The 16,795-nt window shown below is 56.5% G+C and carries 18 protein-coding genes and 1 tRNA gene; 17 read left to right on the top strand and 2 right to left on the bottom strand.

The features are described from left to right. The first annotated feature begins 117 nt into the window (after positions 1-117). The 6 genes from ACXJJY_RS10015 to msrA all read left to right on the top strand — a co-directional run bounded on the left by ACXJJY_RS10015 (position 118) and on the right by msrA (position 5,844). On the top strand, positions 118-1,317 hold the full coding sequence (locus ACXJJY_RS10015; protein ID WP_456387399.1) for a homocysteine biosynthesis protein: 1,200 nt from the start codon (positions 118-120) through the stop codon (positions 1,315-1,317). A 5-nt stretch (positions 1,318-1,322) separates the two neighbouring features. Further along, on the top strand, positions 1,323-2,156 hold the full coding sequence (gene larE, locus ACXJJY_RS10020) for an ATP-dependent sacrificial sulfur transferase LarE (RefSeq protein ID WP_456387401.1): 834 nt from the start codon (positions 1,323-1,325) through the stop codon (positions 2,154-2,156). Between the two features lie 187 nt (positions 2,157-2,343). Continuing rightward, positions 2,344-2,616 carry an HU family DNA-binding protein gene (locus ACXJJY_RS10025; protein ID WP_456387403.1) on the top strand — a complete coding sequence of 91 codons (273 nt, stop codon included), beginning with the start codon at positions 2,344-2,346 and terminating at the stop codon, positions 2,614-2,616. Positions 2,617-2,750: 134 nt separating this feature from the next. Next, positions 2,751-2,827, top strand: a tRNA-Pro gene (locus ACXJJY_RS10030). 538 nt (positions 2,828-3,365) lie between these two features. Continuing rightward, entirely contained in the window at positions 3,366-4,646 is a 1,281-nt protein-coding gene (locus ACXJJY_RS10035) for an MFS transporter (protein ID WP_456387405.1), read from the top strand. A 130-nt stretch (positions 4,647-4,776) separates the two neighbouring features. Then, positions 4,777-5,844 (top strand): peptide-methionine (S)-S-oxide reductase MsrA, encoded by a 1,068-nt coding sequence (gene msrA / locus ACXJJY_RS10040; RefSeq protein ID WP_456387407.1) that lies wholly within the window; start codon positions 4,777-4,779, stop codon positions 5,842-5,844. Between the two features lie 6 nt (positions 5,845-5,850). Here msrA and ACXJJY_RS10045 read toward each other — a convergent pair whose 3' ends face one another. Further along, positions 5,851-6,318, bottom strand: coding sequence for a C-GCAxxG-C-C family (seleno)protein (locus tag ACXJJY_RS10045; RefSeq protein WP_456387409.1), 468 nt, complete (start codon positions 6,316-6,318; stop codon positions 5,851-5,853). Between the two features lie 5 nt (positions 6,319-6,323). After that, positions 6,324-6,890, bottom strand: coding sequence for a TSCPD domain-containing protein (locus ACXJJY_RS10050; protein ID WP_456387411.1), 567 nt, complete (start codon positions 6,888-6,890; stop codon positions 6,324-6,326). Positions 6,891-6,985: 95 nt separating this feature from the next. On the opposite strand from ACXJJY_RS10050, the gene ACXJJY_RS10055 reads away from it, so the two are divergent. The 11 genes from ACXJJY_RS10055 (at position 6,986) to ACXJJY_RS10105 (ending at position 16,675) form a co-directional block, all read left to right on the top strand. Next, a complete protein-coding gene (locus ACXJJY_RS10055) occupies positions 6,986-7,582 on the top strand; it encodes a TrmH family RNA methyltransferase (protein ID WP_456387413.1) in 597 nt (198 codons plus the stop codon). Next, entirely contained in the window at positions 7,575-8,114 is a 540-nt protein-coding gene (cobO, locus tag ACXJJY_RS10060; RefSeq protein WP_456387415.1) for a cob(I)yrinic acid a,c-diamide adenosyltransferase, read from the top strand. Before ACXJJY_RS10055 ends, cobO begins: the two co-directional genes overlap by 8 nt. A 226-nt stretch (positions 8,115-8,340) precedes the next feature. Further along, complete coding sequence (ileS, locus tag ACXJJY_RS10065; RefSeq protein WP_456387417.1) at positions 8,341-11,151, top strand: isoleucine--tRNA ligase; 2,811 nt, start codon at positions 8,341-8,343, stop codon at positions 11,149-11,151. Between the two features lie 3 nt (positions 11,152-11,154). Then, positions 11,155-11,628 carry a signal peptidase II gene (lspA, locus tag ACXJJY_RS10070; protein WP_456387419.1) on the top strand — a complete coding sequence of 158 codons (474 nt, stop codon included), beginning with the start codon at positions 11,155-11,157 and terminating at the stop codon, positions 11,626-11,628. 85 nt (positions 11,629-11,713) lie between these two features. After that, entirely contained in the window at positions 11,714-12,661 is a 948-nt protein-coding gene (gene fabD, locus ACXJJY_RS10075) for an ACP S-malonyltransferase (protein WP_456387421.1), read from the top strand. A gap of 148 nt (positions 12,662-12,809) precedes the next feature. Continuing rightward, on the top strand, positions 12,810-14,159 hold the full coding sequence (ffh, locus tag ACXJJY_RS10080; RefSeq protein ID WP_456387423.1) for a signal recognition particle protein: 1,350 nt from the start codon (positions 12,810-12,812) through the stop codon (positions 14,157-14,159). Positions 14,160-14,321: 162 nt separating this feature from the next. Further along, complete coding sequence (rpsP, locus tag ACXJJY_RS10085; RefSeq protein ID WP_456387425.1) at positions 14,322-14,579, top strand: 30S ribosomal protein S16; 258 nt, start codon at positions 14,322-14,324, stop codon at positions 14,577-14,579. Continuing rightward, positions 14,576-14,809, top strand: coding sequence for a KH domain-containing protein (locus ACXJJY_RS10090; protein ID WP_456387571.1), 234 nt, complete (start codon positions 14,576-14,578; stop codon positions 14,807-14,809). Before rpsP ends, ACXJJY_RS10090 begins: the two co-directional genes overlap by 4 nt. A gap of 21 nt (positions 14,810-14,830) precedes the next feature. Next, positions 14,831-15,358 (top strand): ribosome maturation factor RimM, encoded by a 528-nt coding sequence (rimM, locus tag ACXJJY_RS10095; protein WP_456387427.1) that lies wholly within the window; start codon positions 14,831-14,833, stop codon positions 15,356-15,358. Between the two features lie 5 nt (positions 15,359-15,363). Beyond that, complete coding sequence (gene trmD / locus ACXJJY_RS10100; protein ID WP_456387429.1) at positions 15,364-16,134, top strand: tRNA (guanosine(37)-N1)-methyltransferase TrmD; 771 nt, start codon at positions 15,364-15,366, stop codon at positions 16,132-16,134. Then, positions 16,127-16,675, top strand: coding sequence for an RNA methyltransferase (locus ACXJJY_RS10105; RefSeq protein ID WP_456387431.1), 549 nt, complete (start codon positions 16,127-16,129; stop codon positions 16,673-16,675). Before trmD ends, ACXJJY_RS10105 begins: the two co-directional genes overlap by 8 nt. Positions 16,676-16,795: the final 120 nt, after the last annotated feature.

Below are 16,795 nucleotides of genomic sequence, written 5' to 3' on the forward strand. Positions count from 1 at the left end.
GGGCTTGGCAGCGTTTACGGAGAATCGGGATCGAAAAAGGAGTTGCGCTCAGGGATGAGTGCAATAATATACAGTATTCCATATCTTGATAACCGAGCCCAGACTTATGGTGAAAATATGAGTGAATATCAGGTGAACAAGACGTATGCAGAGATAAATGCCCGGATCAGGGACGGGGAGGCCGTTGTGGTGACCGCCGAGGAGATGGTGGACATTGTCCGCAGCAAGGGTCCGGTGGAAGCTGCCCGCAAGGTGGACGTGGTGACTACCGGAACCTTTTCCACCATGTGTTCCTCCGGGGCGTTTTTCAACTTCGGACAGACAGTTCCGACCATCAAGGCCCAGAAGGTCTGGATCAACAAGGTGTCGGCTTATGCCGGGCTGGCGGCCATTGACATCTATCTCGGGGCCACGGAGCTGGCTGAGGATGACCCCTTGAACAAGGTCTATCCCGGTGAATTCCGCTACGGAGGCGGTCATGTCATAGAGGATCTGGTGGCCGGAAAAACTGTGTTCCTTGAGGCCAAGGCCTATCCCACAGACTGTTATGCCAATCGGAAATGCAAGAAGGAGCTCACCTTGAACGACATGCCTTACGCCCTGCTCTGCAATCCACGCAACGGCTATCAGAACTACAACTGTGCGGTCAATTTTTCCGACCGCACAGTATATACGTACATGGGCATGCTCAAACCGGAGTGCCGGAACGCCAATTACTGCAGTGCCGGCGAGTTGAGTCCGCTGCTCAACGACCCTCTGTATCGGACCATAGGCATCGGCACCAGGATTTTTCTTGGTGGTGGTATAGGTTATGTGACCTGGCACGGCACCCAGCATAATCCAGGCGCTCCCCGTGGGGAAAACGGGGTTCCCCGGAGGCCTTCCGGGACCATGATGGTCCAGGGAGACTTAAAACAGATGTCTGCCAGGTGGCTGCGCGGCGTGAGTATCCAGGGATATGGCTGCTCTCTGGCCGTGGGTATCGGTGTGCCCATTCCGATCCTCAACGAGGAGATGGCCCGGTTCACCGGCGTGTCCGACGAAGAGATCTTCACCCAGGTGGTGGATTACGGCCACGACTACACCAACGGTATCCAGCGCAATTATGGTGAGGTCAGCTACGCTGAGCTCAAGAGTGGCATGATAGAAGTGGCCGGCAAGAAGGTCCCCACTGCACCGCTGTCGTCCATGGTCAAGGCCCGGGAGATCGCCGATACCCTGCGGGACTGGATACTCAGAAAAAAATTCCTGCTTTCAGAACCTGTGGCCCATTTTCCTTCCGTTGATTTCTCTTTTGACAGTGATGAGAAGAGTTGAGCCTGGTGGGCGTACAGGACCGGAAGGCACTCTCCCTGCCTGAGCAGAAGGCCGCTTTTCTTGGTCGGCTGCTGAAAGAATACGGTCGGGTGGCGGTGGCCTTTTCCGGCGGGGTGGACTCCTCTCTGCTTCTTCGTATCGCACTTGACGAGCTGGGAGCTGGTAATGTTCTGGTGCTGCACGGTCGCTCCGTTCTTCAAAAGAAGAGTGACCGGGAACGGGCCGGCTCCTGGCTGACCCGGCACGGAATTTCCGCCGGGGTCGAGCAGGCCTGGATCGATGTCGACCCCCTCTCCTGGAAGGAATTTGTCGCCAACCCCGAGGATCGGTGCTATCTGTGCAAGCTCCGGCTGTACAGGATGTTCAGGGAACAGGCAGAGGCCCGTGGCTTTCACTGCCTGGTGGACGGGACCAATGCCGATGACCTCAAGGAGCGGCGACCGGGGCTGCGGGCCATCCATGAGCTGGGTGTCAAAACGCCTCTTGTGGAGGTCGGATTGGCCAAGGAAGAGATTCGGCAGTTGAGCCGGGTCAGGGGTCTCGACACGGCGGATCAGCCTTCTTCATCGTGTCTTGCCACCAGGATTCCCCATGGAACCAGGATTACTTCAGAGCGGCTCCGACAGATCGAGGCGTGGGAAAGAGGGCTGGAGGACATGGGGCTTGCCGGCTGCCGGGTTAAGATCTCTGCGGTCTCTCCAGTCCAGGTGAAGGTAGAGTTGCAGGCGGTTGATCTGGAACGGATTTTTAAACCGTCTTTTCGTTTGGCTGTTCTTCGGTTTCTTCAAAAAAATAATGTGGAAAAGGTTTTTGTGGACCTGGAAGGGCGAAAAAAATGAGTCCTTATTCATCTGTTCCGGGCGACTCAAAATCGGCTGTAATGTATGTATACTGGGAATAAGCGTCTTTTTTTTCTTTGACAAAGTGTGTTGATTTTGTTTTAAATCCGTCTGTGTTAAAAAAAGGAAGGAATCAGGAGTTGCCCCTGGTTAAACTTGGCAATGCCAATTCAAATGGGAGGGAAGTATGAACAAGAAGGAACTGGTAGAATCCATGGCTGGTGCCGCTGATATCAGCAAGGCTGCGGCCGAAAAAGCTCTCAACGGAATGCTGATGGCGGTGACCGAGGCCCTGGCGAACGGCGACAAGGTTACCCTTGTCGGCTTTGGAACATTTTCAGTTGCAAAACGTTCTGCCCGCCAGGCCAAAAATCCCCGTACTGGTGAAATGATCAAGATTCCTGCCAAAAAAGTTGCCAAGTTCAAGCCGGGAAGCAAGCTGGCTGATGCTGTGAAATAAAAAACAGCTGAATTTGAAAAAACAGCTGGCATTTTTGTCGGCTGTTTTCTACCTTATACACCCCGTCGCCGCTTCATCTCTCCAGAAGGTGCAGCGACGACGGGGTGTAACAAAAACATGTAATTACACATGGTCGGGAAGTGGCTCAGTCTGGTAGAGCACAGCGTTCGGGACGCTGGGGTCGGAGGTTCGAATCCTCTCTTCCCGACCAATTGATTCTCAGGAAGATGGCATCGTACAAAGTTCGATCCGTTGCATTGCAGCGGGTCAAGCCAACGACCCGAAAAAATCTTCGATGTCACCTCCTGGCCGACACTGCTACGCTTTGAAATACTCACGGTTCAGTTTGTCCGTAGAAAGGTCTTGCCAAGCCTCATTTCCTGTGTTTGGCCATTTGTTGAAATGAAATGTACTTCCAGCAAGACCATCAAGGAAAATGGTGAGTTTTTCTGTCGGTAGCTTTTGATAAGGCTTGCCAGAAACAAAAAAGCCCGCGCATCAGTTGCGCGGGCTTTTTTGTTTCCACGGGATGTGTGCCGATTTGGGGTTGTCTTGGGCGCCCTGTTTTTGTTGTCACTGCCTGGGAAAATCGAATAATGCGTCAATCAGGTTCTGTTACATGCAGGAACCGGAGGGCCGTGATACAGGGTGCCGCCTGTTCGCCTCTCTTTTTACCTTTTTTGGAAGTATTTCAGAGAAGCCGAAACACACTGTACATGAAGGACAAAAAAGAAAAACGGTGAGTGTTCATGGGACGTACTGCTGAATCAGGTGCCGGAGATCTGAAGGCCGGTCATTTCCGGTCCTACCTTTTTCTACTGCGTCGAAATACCCGTTTTCGGCGTTTCTGGGTGGCCGGGGTTATCAGTCAAATCGGTGACTGGTTCAATTACATCTCCATTTTTGTCCTCCTTAACCAGCTTACCGGCTCCGGTTCTGCTGTCAGCTGGTTTCTGATCGCCAAGTTTCTGCCAACCACACTGCTCGGGCCCATGGCCGGTGTGGTTGCCGACCGGTTCAACCGCCGTTTCATACTTATCAGCTGTGACCTGGCCCGGGCTGCGGTGGTACCTGCCTACCTGTTGGTTCGGGATGCGGATCAGGTGTGGATTATCTATCTCCTGGCCTTTGTGCAGGAATCCATCTGGACCTTTGCCAACCCTGCCCGGCAGGCCATTGTTCCCTCTCTCTGCCGCCAGGAAGAACTGGCTGTGGCCAACGGGCTTTCCGGGGCTTCCTGGTCTATCATGCTGGCTCTGGGCGCCGGTCTTGGCGGTTTTGTTTCCGCCCTTTTCGGCTGGAAGACAGCCATCATGATCGATGCACTTACCTTCCTGGTTTCCGCGATGTTGCTTTCCACGGTAACCATTCGCCAGGAAAAGAAAAAGAGAGTAGGACCGCTCACCCTGGGCCGGATTTTTGGTTTGGAAGACCTGATCGAGGGGATCGGTTATGTGATCAGTCATCGCCGGGTGGCGGCCCTGCTGCTAGTCAAGTCAGGCTGGGCCCTGTCAGGAGGCATTCTGGTCATGTTGACCGTGTTTGGCGAGCAGGTCTTTGTCCAGAACGGACAGGGTGCAGGTTCTGGTGTCCTCTACTCCATGCGTGGTCTCGGGGCAGCAGTGGGTCCGATTCTTGCCTGGCGCCTCTTTGGCGAGGGAGACCGGAACATGCGCCGGGCTATCGGAGCGGCTTTTTTCATCTCGTCGGTGGCCTACCTGTCTTTTTCCCGGGCGCCGGTACTGTGGATTGGTTCCCTGTGTGTCTTCCTGGGCCACGTGGGCGGCTCGATCCAGTGGGTGTTTTCCACAACACTCCTGCACCGGGCCGTTCCGGATCGTTTCCGGGGGCGGGTCTTTGCCGCCGAGATGGGTTTGCTTACCCTGGTTCTCAGCAGTTCAACCTGGCTTACCGGCAAGGGGCTCGACTGGGGTTACGATCCAAGGACCATTGTCGCGGTCCTGGCCATGTTCTTCCTGCTGCCCGGAACCCTCTGGTTCTTCTATCTTCACCTCCTGGACGATAAATAGTCCCGACACTTGTAATAATAGTTATCGTTTTTGTCTGGTTCGTGTGGTATTCTGTGATGAATGGAAATTGAACCGGGGTTTGTCAATGCTGCGACCCTGTTTTTTTTTTGCTCAGTCACAGGAGGTTATCATGAACAGGATATCCCTGCTTCTCTTGTCCGTTCTTCCCTTTGCGTTGTCTCTTTCACCGGTTCAGGCCAGTGCAAATCGGGAAACAGCCACTTTTGCCGGTGGCTGTTTCTGGTGCATGGAGCCACCCTTTGAGGCCCTGGACGGGGTTGTCAGTGTACGGGCCGGCTACACCGGCGGACGGACGGAAAATCCAACCTATGAAGAAGTTTCTTCCGGCACCACCGGTCATTACGAAGCGGTCCGGGTTGTCTATAATCCGGCGAAGATAACCTATGAGGAGCTGCTGACCGTGTTCTGGCAGCAGATCAATCCCACCGACGATGGGGGACAGTTCAGCGATCGCGGGACCCAGTATCTCACTGTCATATTCTATCATGACGACCGCCAGCGGGTTCTGGCCGAAAAGTCCAGGAAGGAACTGGAAGATTCGGGCCTCTTTGAAAAGCCGGTTGTCACCGCAATCCTGCCTGCTGGTCCCTTTTTCGAGGCAGAAGAATATCATCAGGACTACTACCGCAAACATGCCCTGCGTTATTCCATGTATAAGTCAGGCTCCGGCCGGGCCGCTTTTCTCGAGAAAACATGGGCTGGAAAAGAGAAGATAGCTGAAAAGAAACCATGGCGCGGGATGTCTGAAGCCGAGCTGAAAAAGACTTTGACTCCGTTGCAGTACAAAGTGGTCCGGAAAAACGGTACTGAGCCTCCGTTTCGCAACGCGTACTGGGACAACAAACGCGAGGGGATCTATGTCGATGTGGTCAGCGGCGAGGTCCTGTTCGGCTCACCTGACAAGTTTGACTCCGGTACCGGCTGGCCTTCGTTTATCAGGCCGCTGGTCGGAGAAAATATTGTCGAGCGGCAGGACCGCGGCCTGTTCACCGTTCGGAGCGAGGTGCGAAGCAGGATGGCGGATTCCCACCTCGGACACGTCTTTGACGACGGACCTCCCCCCACCGGGTTGCGGTACTGTATCAACTCGGCCGCCCTGCGTTTCATTCCCAGGGAGGAAATGGAAGCGGCCGGTTATGGGAAATGGCTGAATATCTTTCAAAAAAAGGAAGAGTAGTCAGCATCAGTCCGGTTCCACCAGACGTGGTGTCCGGCCTATGGTTCTGGCGAGGAAATCGATGCAATGGGCTATGGCCCGAACGGTGAGGGGTTCGCAGAGATGGGGCGGGTCGTTGGCCCGGAAACCACCAGGTCTCAGGCGGGCGCACCTCAGGCTGGAAAATTTTTTTTCGAAAGTTTCGGCAAACCGGTGACAGGTCAGAGCGATGTCCCTGTTTGTGAGGCCCTGCTTCCGACCCAGGATACCGGCGAAAAGGAGTCCTCCCTCCACCAGTCCGCATTGGGCCCCGTAGCGTCCGGCCCCGTGCATGCCGATGGCCGCTGCCAGAACCTGGTCTGCGAGCTCCACTTCAAACGCCTCGGCCAGGATCAGCAGACTCGTGGGCGTACAGTTGAGGTCTCTGTCCCAGTAACAGCGGGCAACCCGGGGAGAGACCCATCTTTCTATATCCTTGATCGGCGGGAGTAACATCGGGCTCAGGCAGATTTTTGCCGCAGGTCCTGTTTTGCCTGTCCGTTGTCATAGCGGCTCAGTACACCATAAAGCATGTCGGGCAGGTCGTTTTTCTGTCGAGAGCTGCGCTTGATCTGCTTGAGCACCTTTTCCAGGGTCAGCCGTTCACCAATGAAGATATGGCGCAGGATGAGGGATATCAATCGGGTGATGGTGGTCAGGTTGGAGATGCGTGATTGCAGTTCATGGTCCCGGTCAAAGGCGGTGGAGGCGAACACCTCCACCGGACGGCCGTCGAGCTCGCTGATGGAGAGGTACCATTTGTTGCGGTCCCGGTCGATGGTCCGGTATCTTTTACCATCCAGTACGTCGGGTAGATCCGGATCTTCGGCATGGACATCCTCGGCCGGACGCGGGAGAATGGGTTCATCCTGGATTTCCTGCCAGACCCGGCGGACAATGTCAGGATGATTCTTCACATTGCTGATAATGGTACGGCAGGTGGCACACACTTTCATGCCCTGGTGCCGGCTGGTTTTTTTTCCGGCCCCGCACAGCTCGCACGTATCTGTTTTCTGTTCCTGTTCCACGTCACTCCCTCCATGATGGTTGTCTTTTTTTCTTCTCCAGAGTACAACGTGGACCGAAAAAGAACAACAGGAGAAAAGAGAAGGAAACCAAGAGCATGAGACGACGTTTCAACAGGCGGCTCGACATGGAGACCCGTTTTGAACGGGCCCGGCGCCGTAACATGGTCGATGCCCGGCCGGGCATACATGAATGCATCGTCATTCTTGACGGCCTGAAACCGGACTTCAACATCGGCAAGATTTTTCGCACCGCTGACGCCTTCTCTGTCCGTGAGGTCCATCTTGTCGGGGTGGGTGTTTTTGATCCAGAACCGGCCAAGGGCTCGGTGCGCTGGGTACAGTACGTCTTCCATGACGATTTTGCCTCCTGTCATGCGCAGATCAGCAGCCAGGGATACTCGTTTTTCGCCCTCGAGCCCGGCGGCACGGAAGTGCTGGGCAAGGGTGGCCTGCCGGTAAAATCCGCCTTTATTTTCGGGCACGAGGAATTCGGCCTGAGTTTCAGCCCTGACGATTATCCGGATATCCATTCTCTTACCATCCCCCAATGGGGTCATGTCCAGAGTCTCAACGTCTCAGTGGCAGCCTCCATTGTCATGTATGAATATGTCCGCCAGCATGGCCGGCCCATGTCCGAAGGACTGGCTCAGCATCCTGGCGGCGATACCCGTAGAGGAGGAAAGAATGGCTGATAATCCCACCGGCTCCCGTGGCCTGTTTCTTCTTTTTACCGGCAACGGAAAAGGGAAAACCACAGCCGCCCTTGGCCTGGCCATGCGGGCCCTCGGGCACGGGCAGCGGGTGGCCATGATCCAGTTCATCAAGGGATCCTGGAAATATGGCGAGCTCGAAGCAGCCAAATGTTTTGAGGGGCTGCTTGATTTTCATGTCATGGGACGGGGGTTTACCTGGAAATCAGACGATCTGAACAAGGATATCGCCTTGGCCAGGGAGGCCTGGGCCTTTGCCTGTCAGATTCTGGCAGCCGGTCGTCACCAACTGGTTATTCTCGACGAACTGACCTATCTGATAACCTATGATATGCTCGATGAAGACGAGGTGGTCCGTACCCTGGCCGCCAGGCCCGGGTCCATGCATGTTGTGGTGACCGGCCGCGGGGCCACCGATGGGCTCATTGAGGCTGCCGACCTGGTCACGGAGATGCGTGAAATCAAGCATCCCTACCACCAGGGGGTCAGGGCCCAGGAAGGTATCGAATTCTGAGGCCTTGTCATCGGAACTCCCTGCCCCGGCATGCGGGCGCGCTTTACCCTGTCTGCCAGAACATTCTCCCGGCTTTCCCGCCGGGCCCTGATTGGGCCCGGGTCCCCTTTTTTCTTGCAACTTCGCATCAGCTTGGTATTCTTTACTGTTTTTCAGTCATGCCGGACGGTGTGGTGCGCGCGTTTTCCTGAACGGACTGCAACCTTAAATCAATCGGAATATACAAATGGATTACCGGGACACGTTAAACCTGCCCAAGACCAGGTTCAAAATGAAGGCCAACCTGACGCAAAAGGAGCCCATGTACCTGAAGCGTTGGGAAAAGGAGAATCTCTATCACAAGTTGCAGCAGGCTGCGGCCGACAAACCGCTCTATATCCTGCACGACGGACCTCCCTATGCCAACGGCCATATTCATCTGGGCACAGCCTTTAACAAGGTCCTCAAGGACATTATCCTCAAGTCCCGGCGCATGTCCGGCTTCAATTGCCCCTATGTGCCGGGGTGGGACTGCCACGGCCTGCCCATCGAGCATAACGTGGACAAGGAACTCGGGGACAAGAAAGAAAAGATATCAACCCTGGCCAAACGGGGTGCCTGTCGCAAATATGCGGAGAAATGGATCAAGACCCAGAAGGCCGAATTCAAGCGGCTCGGGGTGCTTGGCGACTGGGAAGATCCCTACCTGACCATGAACTTTGCCTACGAGGCCTCCATTGCGCGGGAGTTCAACAGGTTTCTCCTTTCCGGTTCGGTGGTACGCTCGCGCAAGCCCGTGTACTGGTGTGCCACCTGCCGCACTGCCCTGGCCGAGGCAGAGGTTGAGTACTACGATCACACGTCACCATCGATCTATGTAAAGTTTCCCCTCAGGGACGACCTGAGTGACCTGATACCTGAGCTGGCAGGAAAAGATGTCTCGGTCTTGATCTGGACCACCACCCCGTGGACCCTGCCCGCCAACCTGGCCGTGGCCTTCCACCCTGGTTTCGTCTATGCAGCAGTGGCGGTGGGCGAAGAGGTCTGGATCCTGGCCAGGGACCTGGTGGAGCCCTGTTTTAAGGAGTTCGGGCTCGAGTACCAGGTCCTTGCCACCTTCGAGGCCGCCGGACTTGAAGGGCGCAGGTGTCGTCACCCGTTCCTGGACCGTGATTCGCTCCTGGTCCTGGCCGATTACGTGACCGCCGATTCGGGTACGGGCTGCGTGCACACTGCTCCAGGCCACGGAGCCGACGACTATCTCACCGGATTGCGTTATGGTCTGGAGCCGCTCTCGCCGGTGGACGAAGATGGCCAACTGACCAGCGAGGCCGGTCCCTACGCCGGAGGCAGGATTCCCGAGGTCAACCGCGATATCAACGAGGACTTGCGTCGTGCCGGTTTTCTGGTCAGGGAAAGTCCTATCGAGCACAGTTACCCCCATTGCTGGCGGTGCAAGGAGCCGGTCATGTACCGGGCCACGGATCAGTGGTTCATCTCCATGGAGAAAAATGATCTGCGCCACAAGGCGCTTCAGGCCATCGACGAGGTTACCTGGACCCCGGCCTGGGGACAGAAACGGATTTACGGCATGGTCGAGGCGCGGCCGGACTGGTGCCTGTCACGCCAGCGCTCCTGGGGCGTGCCGCTCACTGTTCTTTTGTGTGAAGAGTGCGGCGAGATTGTCCGCAGTCCTGAAGTTTGCGAACGGATCGAATCTCTGTTTGAGAAGGAAGGTGCCGATGCCTGGTTTCGCTACGATGCCGCGGATTTCGTTCCTGATGGAATGCGTTGTGAGTGCGGCTCTGACAGGTTTCGCAAGGAGAGCGATATCCTTGATGTCTGGTTCGACTCCGGGGTGAGTCACGCCGCAGTCCTGGAACCGCGCGAGGAGCTGCGTTCCCCGGCCGATCTCTATCTCGAGGGCAGTGACCAGCATCGTGGCTGGTTCCAGTCATCTCTGCTCACCTCGGTGGGGACCCGCAACCGGGCACCGTACCGTGGAGTTCTGACCCATGGCTACGTGGTGGACGGCCAGGGCAAGAAGATGTCCAAGTCCGTTGGCAACGTGGTCGCGCCCCAGGAGGTTATCGACAAATACGGGGCTGAGATTCTCCGTCTCTGGGTTTCCAGCGAGGATTACCGGGACGATGTCAAGGTCTCGGACGAGATACTCAAACATGTTTCGGATGCCTACCGCAAGATGCGCAACACCATCCGTTTTCTCCTTTCGAATCTCAGCGATTTTCAGGTGGAAAGAGATGCGGTCGGGCCCGAGGCCCTGACCGAGATCGACCGCTGGGCCCTGGCCCGGTTTGCCCAGATGGTCCAGCGGGTCCGAAGGGCCTATGATGACTTCGAGTTCCATGCTGTCTATCATAACCTGCATAATTTCTGCGGCACCGTGGTTTCCAGCCTCTACATGGATATTCTCAAGGATCGTCTCTACTGCTCTTTGCCTGACGATCCCGCCCGCCGGGCTGCCCAGACCGTTATTTACCGTATACTGGACGGGTTGCTGCGGCTCATGACGCCGGTGCTCAGCTTTACGGCGGCCGAGGCCTGGGAACACTTCAAGGGGCTGGAACAGAATGCTCCCGTCGAAGAGTCGATCTTTTTCGAAGATTTTCCCCATGTGGACGACATCGAGATCGATCCGGAGCTGGATGAACGCTGGGAGCGGTTACTGGCCATACGTAAGGAGATCACCAGGGTGCTGGAGAGCGCCCGGCGCGACAAGGTCATCGGCCTACCCCTGGATGCCGAGATCCTGTTGGTGGCAGAAGGGGAGACCGCTGATTTCCTTGCCGGCCGGGAACCGTTGCTGCAGGAAATTTGCATTGTCTCCAGCCTGAAGCTGGTGGATGAAACGGCTGCAGCTGCAGACCTGGAGCCGGTGGCCGCTGAAACCGTGCCCGGGCTTCGCATCGCTGTTCATCCGGCGCCAGGTCAGAAATGTGAACGGTGCTGGACCATATCCGAGACCGTAGGCGAGGATCCTGACCATCCCACCCTCTGTGGCCGCTGCGCCGGAGTGGTTCGGCAGCTGGGGGTGTGATTCTTGCGCCTTTTCGGGGTTATGGCCCTTGTCCTGGTCCTGGACCAGGCGGTCAAGGCATGGATTGTCCACAGTTTCTCCCTCTATGAATCCGTGGTGGTGATTCCCGGGCTGTTCAACCTGACCTTTCTTACCAACACCGGCGCCGCCTTTGGCATACTGGCCGGACAGCCGAGCTGGGAACGTCAGTTGTTCTTTTTCGGTGTGGCTTTGGTCGCGCTGGTGGCCATCGTGGTCATGCACCGCCGGCTGGCCGGGCAGAGCCGCTGGTTCACGGTTGCATTGGGTCTGATCGGCGGCGGCGCCCTGGGTAATCTTGTCGACCGGGTCCGCTACGGTGCAGTGATCGACTTTCTCGACTTTCATGTCAAAGGGTATCACTGGCCTGCCTTCAATGTGGCGGATTCTGCCATCACCGTTGGGGTTGGTCTGTTTCTGCTGATCAATTTCATGGTGGAGAAAAACAAAAAACAGTAAGAAAATTTCCGGGTGTGTCCCGGGTCGATCGAGGGCTGTCTGCGATCCGGCCAGGATCTCCCCAACCTGATATATTGAGAAACCGATGAAAAAAACAGCCGTTCTTTTTCCCGGCCAGGGATCACAGTATCTGGGCATGGGACAGGAGTTTCTTAAAAGCGACTCCGAGGCCCGCGAGCTCATGGAGCTTGGCGAAGAGGTCAGTGGTTTTCCGCTGCGCCGACTGTGCAGTGAGGGTCCCCTGGAGGACTTGACCAGGGTTGTGCACCTGCAGCCGGCCCTGACGGTTATCAACCTCATCTGTTATCGGCAGCTCAAAAAGGCACTGCCGGAGCTGCGGCCAGCCTGGGTCGCCGGCCACTCTCTGGGTGAGTATTCCGCTCTTGTGGCTGCCGGCGTTGTCAGTGAACGGGATGGTCTTCGCCTGGTCACCCGGCGTGGTGAGCTCATGGAGCGGGAAGGGGCAGCCAATCCGGGTGGCATGAGGGCTGTGTTGGGACTGACCGTCGAAGAGATCGATGGTCTGCTGGCAGAGTACGAAGGCCCTGGCACCGTGGTGGTGGCCAACCACAATTCAGCAAAACAGGTGGTGGTTTCGGGTGACAGTGAAGGGCTCGAGGGGCTGGCTGTTCTGTGTCAGGAGAAGAGCGGCAAGGTGGTCCCTCTCAAGGTCTCGGTGGCCAACCACTCACCGTTGGTGGCTGGTGCGGTGGACGATTTCGCCGGTTTCATGGATTCTGTTCCTTTCAACGCGCCCTCCTTGCCAATGGTCTTTAACGTGACCGCGGCACCGGAAGTTGATCCTGACACAATCCGCTCGGTGATGGCCCGGCAGATTGCCTCCCGGGTTCGCTGGCTGGAATCGGTCCAGCGAATGGTCGAGGACGGGGTCGAGGTTTTCGTCGAGCTGGGGCCGAAAAACGTGCTTACCGGGCTGATGAAGAAGATTCTGCCCCGGAAATCGGGTATTGTCTGTCTCCAGGCCGATACTCCGGAAAAACTGGAGCAGGTGGTTCAGGCTGTGGCCGGATGACCATTGGCCGGCAATCATCGTCTACCTGCTGGTTTTTCCGGCAAGGTGCGCTTCTTTCTTGACAGGATAGCTGTGCTGGGGTAATAATTTTTAGTTTTGCCTGCCCCTTGCAGGCCGTGTGTTTTTTCACTTTGCCTTTTCGGATGCCATGTTTGAAAACCTAACAGATCGTTTAGATTCCGTATTCAAGAAGCTTCGCGGCCACGGCAAGCTGACAGAGGAGAATATCAAGGATGCCATGCGTGAAGTCCGCGTGGCGCTCCTTGAGGCCGATGTCAACTACAAGGTCGTCAAGGAGTTTATAGCTGCGGTTACGGACAAAGCGGTGGGCCGGGAAGTCCTTTCCAGTCTTTCCCCCGGGCAGCAGGTAATAAAGGTTGTTCACGACGAGCTGGTGGAACTGCTTGGCAGCCACGAGGAACCCCTCCGCCTGGATGGCAGGCAGCCGGTGATCATCATGCTGGCCGGCCTTCAGGGTTCGGGTAAGACCACCACGGCCGGCAAGCTCGCCAGGATGCTGCGTGAAAAGGGACGCAAACCGTTTCTGGTGCCTGCGGATGTCTACCGGCCGGCCGCAATTCAGCAGCTCCACGTCCTGGGAGAGCAGGTTGGGGTACCGGTGTTTGAATCCACCACCGAGGATCGACCGGTGGATATTGCCAAGCGGGCCGTGGCCGAGGCTGAAGACAAAGGCTACGATACGGTCATCATCGATACCGCTGGCCGACTCCATGTGGACGAAGATTTGATGACCGAACTCAGGGATATCTCTCGGGCGGTCCATCTCTCCGAAATTCTGTTCGTGGCCGATGCCATGACCGGGCAGGATGCGGTGACAGTGGCGGACAAGTTCAACTCGGATCTGGAAATCACCGGTGTTGTCCTGACCAAGATAGAGGGTGATGCCCGCGGTGGTGCAGCCCTGTCGGTCAAGAAGGTGACCGGCAAACCGATCAAATTTGTCGGTGTGGGGGAATCTCTGGATGCCCTTGAGGTGTTCCATCCGGACCGGGCCGCTTCCCGTATTCTCGGCATGGGTGATGTGTTGTCACTCATCGAGAAGGCGGAAAAGGTCGTTGATCAGAAAAAGGCCAGAAAATTGGCCCGCAAACTTCAGAAAAACACCTTTACCCTCGAGGACTTTCTCGATCAGATTCAGCAGATCAAGAAGATGGGCAACCTGGAACAGCTCATCGACATGATCCCGGGGGTCAGCAAGCTCAAGCAGCTCAAGGATGCGCCCAAACCCGATGAGCGGGAATTGATCAAGACCGAGGCCATTATCCGTTCCATGACCAGGAAGGAACGGGCCAACCACAAGATCATCAATGCCAGCAGACGACAGCGCATCGCCAAGGGGTCCGGCACCACGGTCGCAGAGGTGAACCGGGTCCTGAAGAGCTATACCATGATGCTCAAGATGATGAAAAAATTTCGCGGAAAACCGGTGATGCGGGGCGGCAAGCGCCGCAAGCTTCCCAAGGGGTTGATCCGCTGATCTGCCCGGCTGCATTACAGGGACATTTCCAGGGCGCCGACCACCAGGCACCGTAACTGCCGGCCAGTTCGTCCAGAGGGCAGAGGGTGGAAATAGAAAATAAAGTGTGATGGACCCGTTGCGAGTTCATCAGATATCCGTATACAGGAGGAAAAAACACACATGGCTGTACGTATTCGTTTAACAAGATTGGGCCGTAAGAAAAAACCGTTTTACCGTATCGTTGTGGCCAGTAATGAGGCCAAGCGCGATGGTAAGTTTCTGGATATTGTCGGCACTTATGATCCCCTGCAGGATCCTGCGGTGATCAACATCGACGCGGAGAAACTCGAGGACTGGCTCGGAAAGGGAGCAAAACCCACTGTGACCGTGCAGAGTCTCCTGAAGAAGGTCGGTGGTGGTCAGACCGAGACTGCCTGATGAAGGAACTCATTGGCTTTATTGCCACCAGGCTGGTTGACCAGCCTGATGCGGTCGATGTGACGGAAAAGGAAGAGGACGACACCGTAACCATTGAATTGAGGGTGGCCAAGGAAGACCTCGGAAAGGTGATCGGCAAGCAGGGCCGTACGGCCCGGGCCATGCGTTCGGTGCTTGCTGCGGCTGCCAGCAGGGTGGACAAGCGGTCGCGTCTGGAAATTTTGGAGTAGCAGACAGGTTCTTCTTTTTCTGTGGACGAATACGTTCTCCTGGGCAAGGTGACCAAGCCCCATGGTATCCGGGGCGAAATCAAGGTCTATCCCTATTCCGGTGATCCAGCCGGATTGGGACTGTATGAGCGAATCTGGCTCTCTGGCGAGAGCGGGCGGAAAATCAGCCACCGGATTGTCCGCAGCCGGGTACAGGGCCGGTTTGCCCTGCTCACACTCAGTGACTGTACCACTCGTGATCAGGCCGAGAACCTTGCCGGACAGAAGCTCTGGGTACGGCGCAGCGAAATGCCCGAAGTGGACGAGGATGAATTTTACCTGCAGGATCTTGAGGGACTCCAGGTCGTGGAGTATGTCGAAGACAGACAGGACGGCCGGGTGATTGGCAGGATCACAGGGATACTTGATACCGGAGCTCACGACATCCTGATTGTTCGGGATGGAGCCAGGGAATACCTGATCCCGGTACAGAGAGATTTCATTGTCAGCATAGACGACGACAAGGTGGAGGTTGATCTGCCCCCGGGTCTGCTTGATATCAATCCATAGGCCCGATGCAGTTTGATATTCTGACAATTTTCCCCGAGCTTCTGGCCTCGCCTCTGGAGGAAGGTATTTTGCGCCGGGCGGTACAGGCCGGGCACATAGAGGTCAGATTGCATAATATCCGCGATTATGCACTGGACCGACACAAGATGACCGACGATCGTCCATTTGGTGGCGGTGAGGGCATGGTCATGAAACCTGAGCCCCTGGCAGCCTGTATCCGGAACGTGCGTGACAGCGGCCCCCCGGCCAGGACCATCCTCCTGTCGCCCGGTGGTACTACCTACACCCAGCGGGAAGCAGAGCGGTTGGCAGGTTATCCACGATTGATGTTGATCTGCGGCCGTTATGAGGGGGTGGATGAACGGATTCGGCAAACCTATGTCGACGAGGAGATTTCCATTGGTGACTACATCCTCACCGGTGGAGAACTGGCGGCCATGGTGGTGGTAGATTCGGTGACCCGTTTGCTGCCCGGGGTTCTCGGTTGCGAGGATTCGGCCCGAAACGACACTTTCAGTCGCAACCTGATCAAGCATCCCCAGTACACCCGGCCCAGGGAGTTTGAAGGCATGGAGGTCCCCGAGGTCCTGCTCAGCGGAGACCACCGGGCCATAGCCGATTACCGGTTCCTGGAATCGGTAAAAGAGACCCTGAAACGGCGGCCTGAACTGCTGGCTGATGTCCGGTTCACCCGGGAAGAAGAAAAACTGTTGCGCCGGGCCGGGCTGGACCGGCAGATCCAGCGAATGGTTCAAGGCGGGACAGACCATGCTTGATGTGGCCCTGATCCACCATCCGGTGGTGAATCGGAGCGGTGAGGTTATCGGCTCGGCTATCACCAACCTGGACCTGCACGATATCGCCAGGGTCGGGGCGACTTTCGGAATTGGCCGGTACTGGGTGGTTTCGCCCTTTGCCGAGCAACGCCGGCTGGCCGGGGAGATTGTCGACCACTGGAGCAGTGGGTACGGCAGCACCGTGAACCCGGACAGACAACGTGCCCTGGAGTTGATCAGGATTTGCCATGATCTGGACCAGGTGCTGGAAGAAGTGACGTCGCAACAGGGGAAAAAGCCCTTGCTTCTGGCCACCTGCGCCCGTCCGCAGACCAACACCCTGGGTTATGAATCGGCTCGGCAGAGGCTGGCCCAGGGAGAATCGATGCTGCTTCTTTTCGGAACGGCCTGGGGGCTGGCTCCGGAGATTTTGCAGCGGGTGGATGCGACCCTGCCGCCCATCATGGGACCAGGGGAGTACAACCATCTGTCTGTGCGTTCAGCGGTCTCCATCATTCTGGATCGGCTGCTGGGCGCCTGAAAGGACGTAACTGATCACCGGATACGCACCAAACTCATATAGAACAGGCTGTTGAAAAGCGTAACGAGCGAAGATGAGACAAGGAAAACTGAGACGAAAAAGCGCAGTGTACATGGAGTG

The sequence above is a fragment of the Desulfolithobacter sp. genome (assembly GCF_054025815.1).

Bases quoted from the DNA above. Each gene is read 5' to 3' on its own strand.
- ACXJJY_RS10015 (WP_456387399.1), top strand. From the start codon at position 118: ATGAGTGAATATCAGGTGAACAAGACGTATGCAGAGATAAATGCCCGG.
- ACXJJY_RS10025 (WP_456387403.1), top strand. From the start codon at position 2,344: ATGAACAAGAAGGAACTGGTAGAATCCATGGCTGGTGCCGCTGATATC.
- ACXJJY_RS10035 (WP_456387405.1), top strand. From the start codon at position 3,366: ATGGGACGTACTGCTGAATCAGGTGCCGGAGATCTGAAGGCCGGTCAT.
- msrA (WP_456387407.1), top strand. From the start codon at position 4,777: ATGAACAGGATATCCCTGCTTCTCTTGTCCGTTCTTCCCTTTGCGTTG.
- ACXJJY_RS10045 (WP_456387409.1), bottom strand. From the start codon at position 6,318: ATGTTACTCCCGCCGATCAAGGATATAGAAAGATGGGTCTCTCCCCGG.
- ACXJJY_RS10055 (WP_456387413.1), top strand. From the start codon at position 6,986: ATGAGACGACGTTTCAACAGGCGGCTCGACATGGAGACCCGTTTTGAA.
- cobO (WP_456387415.1), top strand. From the start codon at position 7,575: ATGGCTGATAATCCCACCGGCTCCCGTGGCCTGTTTCTTCTTTTTACC.
- ileS (WP_456387417.1), top strand. From the start codon at position 8,341: ATGGATTACCGGGACACGTTAAACCTGCCCAAGACCAGGTTCAAAATG.
- fabD (WP_456387421.1), top strand. From the start codon at position 11,714: ATGAAAAAAACAGCCGTTCTTTTTCCCGGCCAGGGATCACAGTATCTG.
- ffh (WP_456387423.1), top strand. From the start codon at position 12,810: ATGTTTGAAAACCTAACAGATCGTTTAGATTCCGTATTCAAGAAGCTT.
- rpsP (WP_456387425.1), top strand. From the start codon at position 14,322: ATGGCTGTACGTATTCGTTTAACAAGATTGGGCCGTAAGAAAAAACCG.
- trmD (WP_456387429.1), top strand. From the start codon at position 15,364: ATGCAGTTTGATATTCTGACAATTTTCCCCGAGCTTCTGGCCTCGCCT.
- ACXJJY_RS10105 (WP_456387431.1), top strand. From the start codon at position 16,127: ATGCTTGATGTGGCCCTGATCCACCATCCGGTGGTGAATCGGAGCGGT.